Origin of the sequence: Mesorhizobium sp. M7A.F.Ca.US.008.03.1.1, from assembly GCF_003997495.1 — a bacterium.
Lineage (GTDB): Bacteria > Pseudomonadota > Alphaproteobacteria > Rhizobiales > Rhizobiaceae > Mesorhizobium.
Genome location: NZ_RZRU01000025.1, coordinates 34,180 through 48,409 on the forward strand (window position 1 = coordinate 34,180; position 14,230 = coordinate 48,409).

At 64.2% G+C, this 14,230-nt stretch carries 17 protein-coding genes; 11 read left to right on the top strand and 6 right to left on the bottom strand.

What is annotated here, in order from left to right; all coding sequences use genetic code 11:
* Nucleotides 1–329 precede the first annotated feature (329 nt).
* On the bottom strand, nucleotides 330–1,220 hold the full coding sequence (locus EOA16_RS26905; protein ID WP_127260834.1) for a D-alanyl-D-alanine carboxypeptidase family protein: 891 nt from the start codon (nucleotides 1,218–1,220) through the stop codon (nucleotides 330–332).
* A 209-nt stretch (nucleotides 1,221–1,429) separates the two neighbouring features.
* On the opposite strand from EOA16_RS26905, the gene EOA16_RS26910 reads away from it, so the two are divergent.
* The 4 genes from EOA16_RS26910 (at nucleotide 1,430) to EOA16_RS26925 (ending at nucleotide 5,742) form a co-directional block, all read left to right on the top strand.
* Nucleotides 1,430–3,244, top strand: coding sequence for a methyl-accepting chemotaxis protein (locus EOA16_RS26910; RefSeq protein WP_127260835.1), 1,815 nt, complete (start codon nucleotides 1,430–1,432; stop codon nucleotides 3,242–3,244).
* 236 nt (nucleotides 3,245–3,480) lie between these two features.
* Nucleotides 3,481–4,581, top strand: a complete 1,101-nt coding sequence (locus EOA16_RS26915; protein WP_127260836.1) for a hypothetical protein — start codon at nucleotides 3,481–3,483, stop codon at nucleotides 4,579–4,581.
* A gap of 106 nt (nucleotides 4,582–4,687) precedes the next feature.
* A complete protein-coding gene (locus tag EOA16_RS26920; RefSeq protein ID WP_127260837.1) occupies nucleotides 4,688–5,308 on the top strand; it encodes a nucleoside triphosphate hydrolase in 621 nt (206 codons plus the stop codon).
* A gap of 86 nt (nucleotides 5,309–5,394) precedes the next feature.
* Nucleotides 5,395–5,742 carry a hypothetical protein gene (locus EOA16_RS26925; protein ID WP_127260838.1) on the top strand — a complete coding sequence of 116 codons (348 nt, stop codon included), beginning with the start codon at nucleotides 5,395–5,397 and terminating at the stop codon, nucleotides 5,740–5,742.
* Between the two features lie 54 nt (nucleotides 5,743–5,796).
* On the opposite strand, the gene EOA16_RS26930 is transcribed toward EOA16_RS26925, so the two are convergent.
* From EOA16_RS26930 to EOA16_RS26940, 3 genes are read right to left on the bottom strand one after another with little or no spacing between them, the layout of a single operon-like run.
* Nucleotides 5,797–6,501 (bottom strand): glutathione S-transferase N-terminal domain-containing protein, encoded by a 705-nt coding sequence (locus EOA16_RS26930; RefSeq protein WP_127260839.1) that lies wholly within the window; start codon nucleotides 6,499–6,501, stop codon nucleotides 5,797–5,799.
* Between the two features lie 55 nt (nucleotides 6,502–6,556).
* Nucleotides 6,557–7,765, bottom strand: a complete 1,209-nt coding sequence (locus tag EOA16_RS26935; RefSeq protein WP_127260840.1) for a beta-ketoacyl-[acyl-carrier-protein] synthase family protein — start codon at nucleotides 7,763–7,765, stop codon at nucleotides 6,557–6,559.
* A gap of 5 nt (nucleotides 7,766–7,770) precedes the next feature.
* Complete coding sequence (locus EOA16_RS26940) at nucleotides 7,771–8,025, bottom strand: acyl carrier protein (RefSeq protein ID WP_127260841.1); 255 nt, start codon at nucleotides 8,023–8,025, stop codon at nucleotides 7,771–7,773.
* A gap of 215 nt (nucleotides 8,026–8,240) precedes the next feature.
* Between EOA16_RS26940 and EOA16_RS26945 the strand changes: the two genes are divergently transcribed.
* Genes EOA16_RS26945 through EOA16_RS26965 form a run of 5 tightly spaced genes read left to right on the top strand, consistent with a single transcriptional unit; the run spans nucleotide 8,241 to nucleotide 10,600 of the window.
* Complete coding sequence (locus tag EOA16_RS26945; RefSeq protein WP_127260842.1) at nucleotides 8,241–9,074, top strand: urease accessory protein UreD; 834 nt, start codon at nucleotides 8,241–8,243, stop codon at nucleotides 9,072–9,074.
* A 28-nt stretch (nucleotides 9,075–9,102) separates the two neighbouring features.
* Nucleotides 9,103–9,405 (top strand): urease subunit gamma, encoded by a 303-nt coding sequence (locus EOA16_RS26950; RefSeq protein WP_127260843.1) that lies wholly within the window; start codon nucleotides 9,103–9,105, stop codon nucleotides 9,403–9,405.
* A gap of 10 nt (nucleotides 9,406–9,415) precedes the next feature.
* Entirely contained in the window at nucleotides 9,416–9,670 is a 255-nt protein-coding gene (locus tag EOA16_RS26955; protein ID WP_127260844.1) for a DUF1272 domain-containing protein, read from the top strand.
* A gap of 28 nt (nucleotides 9,671–9,698) precedes the next feature.
* A complete protein-coding gene (locus EOA16_RS26960; RefSeq protein WP_127260845.1) occupies nucleotides 9,699–10,286 on the top strand; it encodes a HupE/UreJ family protein in 588 nt (195 codons plus the stop codon).
* Nucleotides 10,287–10,294: 8 nt separating this feature from the next.
* Nucleotides 10,295–10,600, top strand: coding sequence for an urease subunit beta (locus tag EOA16_RS26965; RefSeq protein WP_027040029.1), 306 nt, complete (start codon nucleotides 10,295–10,297; stop codon nucleotides 10,598–10,600).
* A 20-nt stretch (nucleotides 10,601–10,620) separates the two neighbouring features.
* Here EOA16_RS26965 and EOA16_RS26970 read toward each other — a convergent pair whose 3' ends face one another.
* Together EOA16_RS26970 and EOA16_RS26975 are read right to left on the bottom strand one after the other, a co-directional pair.
* A complete protein-coding gene (locus EOA16_RS26970; RefSeq protein ID WP_127260846.1) occupies nucleotides 10,621–11,115 on the bottom strand; it encodes a hypothetical protein in 495 nt (164 codons plus the stop codon).
* Nucleotides 11,116–11,244: 129 nt separating this feature from the next.
* Nucleotides 11,245–11,628, bottom strand: a complete 384-nt coding sequence (locus EOA16_RS26975) for a hypothetical protein (protein WP_127260847.1) — start codon at nucleotides 11,626–11,628, stop codon at nucleotides 11,245–11,247.
* 179 nt (nucleotides 11,629–11,807) lie between these two features.
* Here EOA16_RS26975 and ureC point away from each other — a divergent pair, with 179 nt between their 5' ends.
* Both ureC and EOA16_RS26985 read left to right on the top strand, forming a co-directional pair.
* On the top strand, nucleotides 11,808–13,523 hold the full coding sequence (gene ureC, locus EOA16_RS26980; protein ID WP_164754403.1) for an urease subunit alpha: 1,716 nt from the start codon (nucleotides 11,808–11,810) through the stop codon (nucleotides 13,521–13,523).
* Between the two features lie 190 nt (nucleotides 13,524–13,713).
* A complete protein-coding gene (locus EOA16_RS26985; RefSeq protein WP_127260848.1) occupies nucleotides 13,714–14,202 on the top strand; it encodes a DUF29 domain-containing protein in 489 nt (162 codons plus the stop codon).
* The last annotated feature ends 28 nt before the right edge of the window (nucleotides 14,203–14,230 follow it).

A 14,230-nucleotide genomic window follows, 5' to 3' on the forward strand; every position in this document is an offset into this window, starting at 1 on the left:
TCCTGCCGGACATCTCCCCCGCAAGGAGGGAGATTGGCTGTTATCCCGGCTTTCGCCAATTTCCACCGTCACAGGAGTGAGCGTAGCGCCGAAGCCGCTGATCTCCCCCCTTGCGGAGGAGATGTCCGGCAGGACAGAGGGGGGTGCTGTCCTGCCAGCGTCCCGCAAAGGTTCTGCACGGCGACGGCAACAAAAAACCCGCCTTGCGGGCGGGTCACGTTTCCGGTGGATCAATTGGCGCGACTCGGCACCATAGCCAAAACAGTAGCATAACTGCCCTCACCGGGCAATCCATCACCGCGCAGCCAGGTGCAAACGTGCGGCGGCCGCTATTGTTCGGCGAACATCAGCCTTGTCTTGGCGCCGTCCGTCGTCGGCGACAGGCTCCGCTGGATCAGCGCTTCGACATGGTCGTTGCGCTGGCGGGCTGAGTCGGCGCCCATCACCACGACGATCAGGTTGCGGCCGTCGGCATTGTAGGAGGTGACGATGTTGAAGCCCGACGCCCTGATGTAGCCGGTCTTGATGCCGTCGACGCCGCGCACGCGGCCGAGCATGTCGTTGTGGCCGCGCACCAGCCTGCCGCGGAACATGAAATCGCTTTCGGAGAAATAGTGGAACTGCTGGGGAAAGCGCTGATGCAGCGCCATGCCGAGCACCGCCATGTCGCGCGCGGTGGTCATCTGGCTGTCGTCGGGCAGGCCGGAGGCGTTGCGGAAGGTGGTGCTGGTCATGCCGAGCTGGCGCGCCTTGGATGTCATCATGGCGGCGAACTGATCTTCACTGCCGCCGAGATATTCGCCGACCGCCACCGCCACGTCGTTGGCCGATTTGACGACGATGGCGCGGATCGCCGAATCGACGTCGATGCTCTCGCCGCGCCGGAAGCGCATCTTGGTCGGCGGCTGCGAGGCGGCATGGTCGGAAACCGGGATCTGCGTCTCCTTGGTGACGCGGCCGGACTCCAGCGCCTCGAACAGCAGATAGAGCGTCATCATCTTGGTCAGCGAGGCCGGATAGCGCTGCGCCGTCGAGCTGACCTCGAACAGCTGCTTGCCGGTCCTGGCGTCGACGACGATGGCGGCATATTTCTGCGCCGGCGCCGGCACGGCCAGCACGCTGTCGGGCGGCGTCGTGGTGGTGCAGCCGGCAAGCAGCACCAGCAGGGCGAGTGCCGCAAAAACTCTCTGGATGAGCGGAAGGGGACGCAGGTTGGACAAGGGCAGGACTGTTCTGGCGAAGCTGTTGCTGAGATGAGGCGAAGCTAACGTAACGCAAGTGATGCGTCCATTTGGTTAATGGCTGACAGGCCCAGGATTGTCGAGGGCTGAGGCTCGCCCCGAAAACGCCCGTTTCCGGTGTCTTTCCTTGCCAAGGCCGCGTTTCCTGTGGGAAGGGGCGTGGTATCTGGCGGCTAGGGGGGCTTGGCATGACACATATCGGGGCCGGGGGCGCTGCGCCCTCGCTTATCAGGGCATCGCTCAGCCGCACCGGCAAATGGGCCGGCAGCGTCGCTTTCATCAGCGGCGCCGTTGGCGACGTGCTCAATCCGCTGGCGCCGTTCGCCGCCTATATCGCGCTGGTCGCCGCGGTGGCTGCGGCCATCATCGCCATTGCCATCGCGCTCAGGCTGGTGCTGGCCGCCAAGGCGCTGCCGGCTTTGATCTTCGCCACAAGTGCTGCCGCCGTCGCCGGCGGCGTCTACGGCCTGCAGCAGCAGACCAACGCACAGAACGGGGTAATCGCCAGCCTGGTGCCGGCCATCGCCGAGCTGCAGAAATCGATGGGCATCGTGTCCGAAAAGGTGGCCAGGATCGAGCAGACGGTCACGCAAACACAGAAGACGGTCGAAGAGGTCAAGCAGTCGACCGACACGGTGGTGAGGAAAACCGACGAGATCGCCTCCGTCCAGCAGCAGCAGACGCAACAGACGGCGGAAGTGCAAAAGACCGCGCAAGAGGTCAAGAAGCAGACCGAGACGCTGGCCGCCGGCCAGGCGCAGCAGCAGGCCCAGACCGAGAAGCTGCAAGCGACGACGCAGCAGATCGCCGCATCGATCGACACCATCGCCAAGGGGTTTGCCGCCTTGGCCGTGCAGGGCGGGGCGATTGCCGAGCCCAAGCGCCCGGACGAGTTCTACCACAATGCCCGCGTCTACGAGCTGTCCGGCGACATGCTCAATGCGCGGCGCTCCTACCTCGCCTTTGCCGGTTTCGATGTCGACGCCATCGACCCCTACACGCGCTTTGCCACGCTGCTTCGGGTGCAGGACGGCAAGGCCGGCGCGCGCGAAGTGTTCGGCGCGCTTGCCGACAAGGGCAAGGCGCTGTCGATCAAGCTGGTGCATATCCAGCAGTTCGATGACGCCCAGCGCCTCGACAAGCTCAACGCCTTCATCGCCGCCAATCCAGATTTTGCGCCGGCCTATTTCCTGTTGGCGCAGGAGTTTTCCGAAGACCGCCTCGGCACCCAGACGCTGGCCGACAAGCGCAACGAGGCCAAGGCGCTGACCACGTTCACGTCCTACGAAAAGGATGGCGGGCTGCTGAAATATTTCGTCGACCAGACGCAGCTGGCCGACTGGCTGGACCGCAGCCGCAGCCGGCTGGCAGCCCTTGGCGACGTGCTCGATCCCGCCCGCTTCGTGCCTTCGCTGACGCCGATGCGCTCCAACCAGGGCTGGTCGATGACCATCTCGCTGCCGGAGCCGGCGACCGCCATCTCCTGGCGCATGGGCGACAGCGGCCCGTTCACCGACACCGGCTTCCTGGCCATGAACGACCAGACGACCGGCAAGCCCATGGCCAATCCGAGTTTCGAGATGCCCGACAGCACCGCGGCCGGGATCATCGCGATCAAATATCTCGACATCCGAGGCCGCGAGACCGGCCCGTTCGACATCCGCTTCGACCCCGAGACCGCGCTTCAGCAAGGCAACAAGCAGATCCTCGACCAGTTCTGGACCTCGTGGATCGCCTTCGATGCCAGCGGCAATCATGGCCTGGTCTATTTCACCCAGATGCTGTCCTACCGCTGCGCCATCAAGCAGGTGCATTACAGCCTGAACGGCGCGGCGCTCGACAAGGAGATCAAGATGCCGCCTTGCGACAAGAAGGACCCCTACGCCATCCCCTACGACTACCAGCCCTATTTCAAGGTCGCCGACAGCGTGAAGTCGATGTCGGTGCAGGTCACCTACACCGACGACACCAAGTCGCCTGTGCGGGAATACAAACGGCAGTAGCGGCGCTTACCCTCCCCTTTGTGGGGAGGGTCGGCGAGCGGACGAAGCGAAGCGGAGACCGTTCGACGGGGTGGGGGTCTGGCGCCGGCGTCACCCCCACCCCGATCCTTTGCGCGGATCGACCCTCCCCACAAGGGGAGGGTGAAGGGGGCGCTGATGCAAATTGCCGGTCGCTATGCTTGCGTATTCGCAACCCAGCGGGTTTTGCTGGCGCAGACAGAATCAACAGGTGCGCGATGACCATCCATACGATCAAGGCCAGAGGCATTTCGGTTTCGCTCGACCTCACGGTCGGCCACATCGCCGACATGGTCGTCGAGAGCGGCGGACGGCAGCTGAAGCCGCTGCACCGCGCGCCCTGGGTCGATGCGAACGAGACGCTGCCGGACAATTTGCCGGAAGGCACGGTTCGGCTTTCCGGCGATTTTCTCTGCGCGCCGTTTTCACGCAGCGATGTCGAGGAAGCGCCTCTGCATGGCTGGCCGGCCAACAGCGCCTGGGATGTCGTCGAGAGTGCCGCGACAGACGACGGCAGGCGCGCGGTCTACCGCCTGCGGCACAAGGTGATGGGCGCCAGCGTCGACAAGATCCTGACGCTGCGCGACGGCCATCCCTTCCTCTACCAGGAGCATGTGTTTTCCGGCGGCCATGGTGCGATTTCGGTCGCGCATCATCCGATGACGGCGATGACCGGCGGCGGCAGGCTGGCCTTTTCGCCCAAACGTTTTGCCGCGACGCTGGACGACCCGCTGGAGCCCGACCCCGTCCGCGGCCGCTTCATGCTGGCCTATCCGGCGCGGTCTTCGGATCTGTGCCATTTCCCCGCCGCCGGCGGCGGTACGCTCGACCTGACGGAGTACCGCATGGATGACCGCCGCGAGGATTTCATCACCCTCGTCGAAGCCGATCATGGCGGGCCGGGCTGGACCGCGCTTGCGCGCCAGGCCGAGGATGATCTGGTGCTGGTGCTGAAGAACCCGACCGAGCTGCCGATCACCATGCTGTGGTTCAGCAATGGCGGACGCGACTACGCGCCGTGGAGCGGCCGCCACCTTGGCGTGCTCGGCATCGAGGATGGCCGCGCTGCCGTCGGCCATGCCGCCTCGATCGGCGACAACTGGCTGAAGCGCGAAGGGATAGCGACCGCCTTTGCACTGGGCGAAGGCCAAAGCGTGTCCTTTCGCCATGTCATCGGCGCCGTGCCCTTGTCCGGGGACGAGCCGCCGCAGGCGATCACGACGGCGGATGGCCGCATGCGGCTGGCAGCCGGTGACGCGACCCGGGAGGTTCCCTTCGACAGCGATTTCCTGCGCATTGGTCAGCCAGCGGCCTCATAGGTGGGATTGCGCGGCCGTAGGGTTTGAAATTTCCACGAACTGCCGGCAAGATGTGGCCGAAATCATCATGCATGGTGGATTTGAAGCTCCTGCCAGAGAGGCTCTCATGTCCGAAATCGCCCATCTCGCCGCCACCATCTTCAAACGCGCCGGCAAGGCAAACCGCTTCATCGTCGCCATTGCCGGCCCGCCGGGCTCCGGCAAGTCGACGCTGTCGGCAAGGCTGCATGAACTGCTGCCCGAAGGTGCTTCGGAAGTCGTGCCTATGGATGGCTTCCACTATGACGACGCGGTGCTCGAGCGGCGCGGCCTGCGCGCGCGCAAGGGGGCGCCGGAAACCTTCGACTTTGCCGGTTTTGAGGCCCTGCTGAAGCGTATCCGGGCCGGTGAAGCCGATATCGCCATCCCGGTGTTCGACCGCAGCATGGAACTGTCGCGCGCGGCCGCCTCGATCGTCGCCACCGAGACCAAATTCATCCTGGTCGAGGGCAACTACCTGCTGCTCGACGAGGAGCCGTGGTCGCGGCTGGCGCCGCTGTTCGATTTCTCGATCTTCGTCGACGTGCCGCGCAACGAACTCGAGCGCCGCCTGATGGAGCGCTGGCACGGACATGGCCGCTCCGATGAAGACGCGCGCGCCTGGATCGCGTCCAACGACCTGCCCAACATCGAGCGCGTGCTCGCCCGCCGCAGTGCCGCAGATCTGGTGATCGGCCTTTCCGCTTGATTGGGCGAATTGCGCAAGGGGAACCTTAAGACTTTCAGGCCGTTATCCCGAACACGGCAATTCTGCCAAAAGAGGGATTCGGTCCAATGGCAACCAAGGCAAGAAAGCCCGCGCCCGCCAAGGGCAAGGCGACCCAATCCAAGGCCGGCGCAGGCCCGGCGATGACAGCCCGTTCGAAAGACGCCAAGCCGGCCTTCGGCAAGGCTGCGCCGAAGAAAGTGGTGCCGGCCGCAGCGAAAGCCGCGCCAAAAGCCGCGAAGCCGAAGAAGCCCGCGAGTTCCAGCGACTCCCTGAGCGGCGGTGCGATGCGCACGGCCAAGGCCACGGCCAACGTCGCTGCCGGCGCGGTCATGGTCGCCGCCCGAGGGGCTGCGTCGCTTGCTGCTTCCGTCATGGGCAAAGGCGGTTCGAAGGCCAAAGCGAAGGCGAAATAGCCGCTCGAAGGCCAAAGCGAAGGCGAAATAGCCGCGCTTCGGAGGCTGGTTCGGCTATCCCTTGGCCGGGATGGTCAGCCCTTTCTGCACCGCCGGCCGTGCCAGGCCACGCTCCAGCCATGTTCCCACATTGGCGAAATCGTCAAAGCCGACCAGTTCGCGCGCTTCGTAGAAGCCGATCAGGTTGCGCACCCAGCCGAGCAGCGAAATGTCGGCGATGGTGTAGTCATTGCCCATGATCCACTTGCGGCCCTTCAGCCTGCCATCGAGCACGCCGAGCAGCCGCTTTGATTCGTCGCGATAGCGCTCCAGCGGGCGCTTGTCGGCGATCTCGCGGCCGGCGAATTTGTGGAAGAAGCCGACCTGGCCGAACATCGGTCCGACCGAGGCCATCTGGAAGAACACCCACTGGATGGTCTCGTAGCGGCGCGCGGCATCAATGGGCATGAGCAGGCCGGTCTTTTCGGCAAGATAGAGCAGGATGGCGCCGGATTCGAATAGGCCGATCGGCTTGCCGTCCGGACCGTTCGGATCGATGATCGCCGGTATCTTGCCGTTGGGGTTGAGCGACAGGAATTCCGGTGTCCAGCTTTCGTTCTGGCCGATGTTGACCCAATGCGGCTCGTAAGGCAGGCCGAGTTCCTCCAGGGCGATCGAGATCTTCACGCCGTTCGGCGTTGTCGCCGAATAGAGTTGAAGCTGGTCCGGATGCCTGGCCGGCCAACGCGTTGCGATCGGAAAGGCGGACAGGTCGGCCATGGAAACTCCTGAATGGGGATTCGCCGAGCGGCGCGGTTAGATCAGACAGCCTTGTTCAGACGGCCTTGAAGGCCAGCACCGCATTGGTGCCGCCGAACGCGAAGCCGTTGCTGATCGCGGCGCGCACCTTGCGCTCGCGCGGCACATTCGGCGTGACGTCGAGGTCGCAATCGGGATCGGCCTCACGAAAATTGGCCGTCGGCGGCACGATGCCCTCGCGGATGGCCATCACGCAGGCGATCATCTCCAGCGCACCCGACGCGCCGAGGCAATGGGCATGCATCGACTTGGTCGACGACACCGAAAGCTTGTAGGCATGGTCACCGAAGACGCGCTTGATCGCTGCCGTCTCGATCTGGTCGTTGGCCTTGGTGCCGGTGCCATGGGCGTTGAGGTAGTCGACATCCTCGGGATTGAAGCCGGCATCGGCCAGGCAGGCGCGCATGGCCGCTGTCGGCCCTTCGACGGTTGGGGCGACAATGTCGGAGGCGTCGGCGGAGAGGCCGGCGCCGGCGACCTCGGCAAGGATGGTGGCGCCGCGCGCCATGGCGTGCTCGTACGTCTCCAGGACCGCCATGCCGGCACCCTCGCCGAGCGACAGCCCCTGGCGGTCGGCCGAGAATGGCCGGCAGGTGTCGGGCGCCAGCACGCGCAATGCTTCCCAGCCCTTCAGGATGCCCCAGACCAGCGGCGCATCGGTGCCGCCGGCGACCATCACGTCGGCGCGGCCAAGCCTGATCTGGTCTACGGCCGAGGCGATGGCGTGGTTGGATGAGGAGCAGGCCGAGGTGACGCCGAAGACCGGACCGCGCAGGCCCAGATTCATGCTGACGTGGCCGGAGGCCGCGCTTGGCATAACCTTTGGCACGGTGAAGATACCGGCGCGGTTCTTGCCCTCAACCAGGATGGCGCGATAGTTCTCTTCGATCGCCTCCCAGCCGCAGACGCCGACACCGACGACAGTGCCCATCCGATAGGTGGTGGCCTCATTCGAAACCAGGCCGGCCTGCAGCATGGCTTCCCTGGCTGCGATCGTCGCCAGCAGGCTGAAGCGGTCCATCGACACGGTCTGCTTGCGGTCGATGCCGTGATCGGGAAGCGTCTTGATTTCGCAGCCGACCTTGACCTTCAAATCATGCAGTTGGGGACTTGTGATCTGGCCGATGGCCGAGCGGCCGGCGCGCATCTCGTTCCAGATCGCGGGCGCGCTGGTGCCGAGCCCGCAGATGCCGCCCATGCCGGTGATGACAACGCGCTGCCGCATTCAGTTCAGGCTTTTTTCGCGATCAGCGCGCGCACAGCTTCGACCATGTCGCCGACGTTCTTCAGATTGCTCCAGGCGTCGACCGTGTTCATCTCGATCTCGATGCCATACTCTTCCTCAAGATCGAAGATAATCTCCGTCAGCTCGAGCGAATGGATGCCAAGCGAAGTCAAATCGGTGGTGGTGGTGATTTCTTCGCCGCCCGGCTCGGCATGAGCCTTGATCTTCGCGATGATATCCGTTGCCAGCTGGTCGGCCATTCGGTTCCTTCCCCACTATCTCGCGTTTCCCGACGCCAACTGAGCAGCGCCCCTTTTTCTCCTGGTATCAAGCCGCCGTCGTCGTTTAATACCCCCGCCAAGCGCAGCATGACCGTACCAAGGTGGTTCCCTCTATAGAAACCGAAACGTTGTCAAGCAACAAGCTATATCGAACTCCATATCGACAAAGCCGCCGGAGTGCTTAACGTGCAGGCATGGATACGATCGAACATGGCGGGATTTCGACGCAGCGCGTTGCGGGCGTCGCGCGGCTTTCCTGCGCGCTCAGGGAGGGCCGCACGCGCCTGCGGCGCCTCTATCAAGACGGCGCCGCCAAGATAAGAATGCCGGCCGTCTCGGCCGATCCGCTCGAAGCGGTGCTGATCAACACCGCCGGCGGAATGACGGGTGGCGACCGTATCGCCTGGGACGTGGATGTCGGCGCGGCCGCTTCGGCATCGATCACCACGCAGGCCTGCGAGAAGATCTACCGGGCCGCGTCCGACCGTGCCGAAGTGCGGGTCAATTTGTCGGTCGGGGAAAACGGCCGCATCGCCTGGCTGCCGCAGGAAACCATCGTCTTCGACCGGGCGGCTTTTGCCCGCACGCTCGACGTCGAGCTTGCCGTCGGCGCCGAGGCGCTGGTGCTGGAAGCCGCCGTCTTCGGCCGCCTGGCGATGGGCGAACGCGCCACGCGGGGCAACTTCCATGACCGCTGGCGTGTCCGCCAGGAGGGCGCCCTCATTCATGCCGAGGATTTCCGGATCGGACCAGATATCGCCGCCACGCTCGACCGCCCGGTGGTTGCCGGCGGCGCGATCGCGGTGGCGACGCTGCTTCTGGTGTCGCCGCGCGCCGAAGCCCTGCTCGATCCGGTCCTGGAGATCGTCGGCGACCACGGCAGCGCCAGCGCCTGGAGCGTGAAGAAATCTGGCAAGCTTCTTGCGAGGCTCTACGCCGGGGACGGCTACCGGCTGCGCCAGCGGCTGGTTCCACTCGTCGAATTGCTCAACGGAAGGGCGGGGTTGCCCAAATTATGGTCACTATAGGCCTGTCTCTACCAATCCAGGGAAACGCATGAACCTGACGCCGAGGGAAAAGGACAAGCTGCTGATCGCCATGGCGGCGATCGTGGCGCGCAAGCGGCTCGAACGCGGCGTCAAGCTCAACCATCCGGAAGCGATCGCGCTGATCACCGACTTCGTCGTCGAGGGCGCCCGCGACGGCCGCCCGGTCGCCGAACTGATGGAGGCCGGCGCTCATGTCGTCAGCCGCGCGCAAGTCATGGAAGGCATCGCCGAGATGATCAATGACGTGCAGGTCGAGGCGACTTTTCCCGACGGCACCAAGCTGGTGACCGTGCACGAACCGATCCGTTGAGGAGGACAGGATGCTGGAGCTGCGTCCCAACTGCGAATGCTGCGACAAGGACCTGCCGCCTGAGGCGGCGGATGCGCTGATCTGCACCTTCGAGTGCACCTTTTGCGCCGGATGCGTGGAACAGGTGTTGGGTGGCATCTGCCCCAATTGCGGCGGTGGTTTTTCGGCGCGGCCGATTCGGCCGGCGGCAATGCTGAAGAAATATCCGGCGTCGAGCAAACGCGTTCTCAAGGCCGACGGCTGCGGCCCTCGCAAGGCCGCGTGAACAGCACAGCAAACGAAAGGCAAATAGAATGATCCCTGCCAAACGCCTCTGCCTGTCGGCGATCCTGCTGCTGGCCGCTGCCATGCCGGCCTATGCCCATGTCGGCATCGGCACGGCCTCCTCCTTCACGGCCGGCTTCATGCACCCGCTTTCCGGGCTCGATCACATGACGGTGATGATCGCGGTCGGACTGTGGGCGGCGCTCAAGGGCGGCAAGGCGGTTCTTGCCTGGCCGGCGGCTTTTGTCGGTGTCATGCTGGTCGGCGGCGCGCTGGGCATGCTGCATATGCCGCTGCCCTTCGTCGAACCGGGTATACTGGCATCGGTCGTGACGCTCGGGCTGCTGGTGGCGCTGGCGATCGATCTGCCGGTCTCGGCCGGCGTCGCCATCATCGGCCTGTTCGCACTTTTCCACGGCCACGCGCATGGCACCGAGGTGCCGGAGAATGCCGGCGGGCTTGAATACATGGCCGGCTTTGCCGTCGCCACGCTGTTGCTGCATGCCACCGGCATCGCCGCCGGTCTCAGTCTCGGCATCCGGTTCCGTGGCCTGGCCCGCGCTGCCGGTGCCGCCTGCGCGGCGATCGGCATCGGTCTCGCCTTTGGCATCGTGTGAGGGTGAGCATGATCCCCGGTGAAATCATCACGGTGGGCGGCGACATCGAGCTCAACAAGGGCCTGCCGACCGTCACCTTGAAAGTCGCCAACAGCGGCGACCGGCCGATCCAGGTCGGCAGCCACTACCATTTCTTCGAGACCAATGAGGGGCTGAAGTTCGACCGGGAGCGCGCCAGGGGCATGCGCCTCGACATTGCCGCGGGCACGGCCATGCGTTTCGAGCCGGGCCAAGAGCGTGACGTCACGCTGGTGCCGCTCGGCGGCAAGCGCGAGGTCTACGGATTTCAGCAGAAGGTGATGGGCAAGCTGTGAGATCTTCCGGCGCGCTCAGCTCAATTCGACGGCTTGGCCGCGGCGTAGATGACGATCTTTCCGGGATCGCCGAATTCGACGGCGAGGACATCCTGCGCCTGCAAGCGCCGCGATTCGATGGCGTTGAACAACAGCGCGTTGGCCTCGATCTCCTTGCGCAGCTCCGCGATGTCGTCTTGATGCTGCTTGACCTTGCTTTCGATCTCCGGCGGCGGGCCGCCTTCGCTGCGCGCGGCGTCGGTGAGGAACACGATGTCAACCTTGTCGAGCTTGGACGTCTTGCGCACCGTACCGATGTTTTCACGCGTGCGGTCGATCGCCGTGTTGACGCTGCGGGCTTCGGCGGTGGCCTTGGCCTCTTCCTGCTTTACCTGCGAGCCGACGATGCGGTTGACGGTCTCGGTGCTTTCCAGCCCTTGCGCCTTCAGTCCGGCAGCAGAACCTGCCACCGCCAGGAACGCCATGACGCTGGCCGCCCGCAGCCGTCTTTTGGGAGAAAAGGAAGTGGTCGCCATCGCTCGCTCCTGAGAGAAATCGTTTCGGGGCGCGGGTTAGCGCGAAAAGAACAAAACGAATCCCGCCCGGCGAAGGTTCCTTTCCCGATGCGGCCGGCGGGCCGGATGCCGGCCCGCCGCGCCGTGGCGTCAGCTCGCCTTCTTGGTGATCAGGGTCAGTGCGCCATTGGGTTCCATGCTGGCGGCCACGACTTGCGCCGAACTGAGCCCCTTGGCCTCCAGCGCGGACTTGACCTTGGGCGTGGCGTCGATCGAGCTGCGCAGTTTCTTCAAGCCGTCGTCGCCGCGTTGGGCGATCACCTGGTTGACCTGCGTCTGGGTGTCCTTTGGCAGCTCCGTGATGTCGACGATGTTGACGCTCTGGATCGTCGGCACCGCCGGCTGAGCCTGGGGCGTGGCTGGAGCAGGCGTTGTCGGCGCCGGAGTGGGCTGTGGCGCGGGTTGCTGCTGGGCACTGGCGGCGCCCGCCAGCATCAGGCTGGCTGCGGCGGCAAGAACTATCGTTTTGCGCATGGATTTTCCTTTCCATCGATTGGCAAACGGTCGGTCTGGGGTGACCCCATAACCTCAACCGCCAAATGGGATCAGAAGGTGTCGCCCAGCAGGTCATTGCGTGACCATAGGATGGCAGCAATGTGCCGCCGCGCTTCAATCCAACCGCATTCCGGCAAACCGCATTTCAGGAGCAATCGCTGATGGCCAGAATTACCCGCGCCGCCTATGCGCAGATGTATGGCCCGACGGTCGGCGACAGGGTGCGGCTTGCCGACACCGAACTGTTCATCGAGGTCGAGAAGGATCTCACCATCCATGGCGAAGAGGTGAAATTCGGCGGCGGCAAGGTGATCCGCGACGGCATGGGCCAGAGCCAGGTTTCCAGGGCCCAGGGCGCCGTCGACACGGTGATCACCAACGCGCTGGTGGTGGACGCCAGCGCCGGCATCTTCAAGGCCGATATCGGGCTTCGCGACGGGCGCATCGCGGCCATCGGCAAGGCCGGCAATCCGGATACGCAGGATGGCGTCACCATCATCATCGGCCCCGGCACCGAGATCATCGCCGGCGAAGGCAAGATCCTGACATCAGGCGGCTTCGACGCGCATATCCACTTCATCTGCCCGCAGCAGATCGAGGAAGCGCTAATGTCAGGCATCACCACCATGCTCGGCGGCGGCACCGGTCCGGCGCACGGCACGCTGGCCACCACCTGTACGCCCGGGCCATGGCACATGGCGCGCATGATCCAGTCCTTCGACGCCTTTCCGATGAACATCGGCCTGTCGGGCAAGGGCAATGCCTCCCTGCCCGCCGCACTCGAGGAAATGGTGCTGGGCGGCGCCTGCTCGCTGAAGCTGCACGAGGACTGGGGCACAACGCCGGCGGCGATAGACTGCTGCCTGTCGGTCGCCGACGACTACGACGTGCAGGTGATGATCCACACCGACACGCTGAACGAATCCGGCTTTGTCGAAAACACGGTCGCGGCGATCAAGGGCCGCACCATCCACGCCTTCCACACCGAGGGCGCCGGCGGCGGCCACGCACCCGACATCATCAAGGTCTGCGGCCTGCCCAACGTCATCCCGTCCTCGACCAATCCGACGCGGCCCTACACGGTCAACACGCTGGCCGAGCATCTCGACATGCTGATGGTCTGCCATCATCTGTCGCCGTCGATCCCCGAAGACATCGCCTTCGCCGAAAGCCGCATCCGCAAGGAGACGATCGCGGCGGAAGACATCCTGCACGACATCGGCGCCTTCTCGATCATCTCGTCGGATTCGCAGGCCATGGGCCGCGTCGGCGAAGTCGCGATCCGCACCTGGCAGACCGCCGACAAGATGAAGCGCCAGCGCGGCTCGCTGCCGCAGGAAACCGGCAACAACGACAATTTCCGAGTCCGCCGCTACATCGCCAAATACACGATCAACCCGGCCATCGCGCATGGCCTGTCGAAGGACATCGGCTCGATCGCGGTCGGCAAACGCGCCGACCTGGTGCTGTGGAACCCGGCCTTCTTCGGCGTCAAGCCGGACATGGTGCTGATCGGCGGCATGATCGCCGCCGCCCCGATGGGCGACCCCAACGCCTCGATCCCGACGCCGCAACCCATGCACTACCGGCCGATGTTCGGCGCCTATGGCAAGGCCAGGACCAATTCGTCGGTGACCTTCGTTTCGAAAGCCGCGCTCGAGTCGGGGCTGCATGGCAGGCTTGGCGTCGACAAGCAGTTCGTCGCCGTCGAAAACACCCGCGGCGGCATCGGCAAGCATTCAATGGTGCTCAACGACGCCACGCCGCATGTCGAGGTCGATCCCGAAACCTACGAGGTGCGCGCCGACGGGGAACTGCTCACCTGCGAGCCGGCAACGGTGCTGCCGATGGCGCAACGGTATTTTCTGTTTTGAGGCTTCCGACAAAGTTCATGAACTTGGTCAAGTGCGCCTGACCAATGCGCACTTTGTCAAATGTGACCTTCGTGAAAGCGCGCGCGCTTTGTCAATTGCGACTGAAAGGATGTTGCGCGGAAGAACCTGAGCAAGCTCCACCGTTTTGTCTGGCTTGGAAATTTCGCTCTTTGAGAGCAATATATCCTGAATGAACAAGATTTTTCGAAGACAGCAATTGACGCCCTACGATGCCGACTACGCTCAGTGGTGCGCCGAGCAGGGCGCGCTGTTGCGCGAAGGTCGTCTCTCTGACCTCGATCGCGAGAACTTGGCGGAGGAGATCGAGAGCTTGGGGCGGAGCGACAAGAGGGAAATAGCAAACAGGCTTGGCATATTGCTTTTGCATCTGCTGAAGTGGCAGTTCCAAGCCAAAATGCGCAAGGCGGGTTGGTTGCTTACAATCCGGGAGCAGCGGCATCAGATCGGGAAGCTGATCGATGAAAGCCCAAGCCTGAAGGCCTACCCACGAACGCAGATCGTCAGCGAATTCGAGTTTGCGCGCCTGAAAGCTATTGACGAAACGGGCTTGCCTGAAAAGGATTTTCCGATCGATTGTCCATACGAAATTGCGGACGTTCTCAACCAGGACTTTTTCCCTGGCGCGCCATTGCTGCCGGAGCAGCTTGTTCGCACCTGAACCCATTGCGGCACAGGACCGGACGCCG

Excerpts from the sequence above, each read along its gene's own strand:
- EOA16_RS26965 (WP_027040029.1), top strand. The coding sequence starts at position 10,295 with ATGATCCCCGGTGAAATCATCACGGTGGGCGGCGACATCGAGCTCAAC.
- EOA16_RS26925 (WP_127260838.1), top strand. The coding sequence starts at position 5,395 with ATGGCAACCAAGGCAAGAAAGCCCGCGCCCGCCAAGGGCAAGGCGACC.
- EOA16_RS26985 (WP_127260848.1), top strand. The coding sequence starts at position 13,714 with ATGAACAAGATTTTTCGAAGACAGCAATTGACGCCCTACGATGCCGAC.
- EOA16_RS26910 (WP_127260835.1), top strand. The coding sequence starts at position 1,430 with ATGACACATATCGGGGCCGGGGGCGCTGCGCCCTCGCTTATCAGGGCA.
- EOA16_RS26915 (WP_127260836.1), top strand. The coding sequence starts at position 3,481 with ATGACCATCCATACGATCAAGGCCAGAGGCATTTCGGTTTCGCTCGAC.
- EOA16_RS26945 (WP_127260842.1), top strand. The coding sequence starts at position 8,241 with ATGGATACGATCGAACATGGCGGGATTTCGACGCAGCGCGTTGCGGGC.
- EOA16_RS26955 (WP_127260844.1), top strand. The coding sequence starts at position 9,416 with ATGCTGGAGCTGCGTCCCAACTGCGAATGCTGCGACAAGGACCTGCCG.
- EOA16_RS26940 (WP_127260841.1), bottom strand. The coding sequence starts at position 8,025 with ATGGCCGACCAGCTGGCAACGGATATCATCGCGAAGATCAAGGCTCAT.
- EOA16_RS26970 (WP_127260846.1), bottom strand. The coding sequence starts at position 11,115 with ATGGCGACCACTTCCTTTTCTCCCAAAAGACGGCTGCGGGCGGCCAGC.
- EOA16_RS26920 (WP_127260837.1), top strand. The coding sequence starts at position 4,688 with ATGTCCGAAATCGCCCATCTCGCCGCCACCATCTTCAAACGCGCCGGC.
- EOA16_RS26950 (WP_127260843.1), top strand. The coding sequence starts at position 9,103 with ATGAACCTGACGCCGAGGGAAAAGGACAAGCTGCTGATCGCCATGGCG.
- EOA16_RS26935 (WP_127260840.1), bottom strand. The coding sequence starts at position 7,765 with ATGCGGCAGCGCGTTGTCATCACCGGCATGGGCGGCATCTGCGGGCTC.
- EOA16_RS26960 (WP_127260845.1), top strand. The coding sequence starts at position 9,699 with ATGATCCCTGCCAAACGCCTCTGCCTGTCGGCGATCCTGCTGCTGGCC.
- EOA16_RS26975 (WP_127260847.1), bottom strand. The coding sequence starts at position 11,628 with ATGCGCAAAACGATAGTTCTTGCCGCCGCAGCCAGCCTGATGCTGGCG.
- EOA16_RS26930 (WP_127260839.1), bottom strand. The coding sequence starts at position 6,501 with ATGGCCGACCTGTCCGCCTTTCCGATCGCAACGCGTTGGCCGGCCAGG.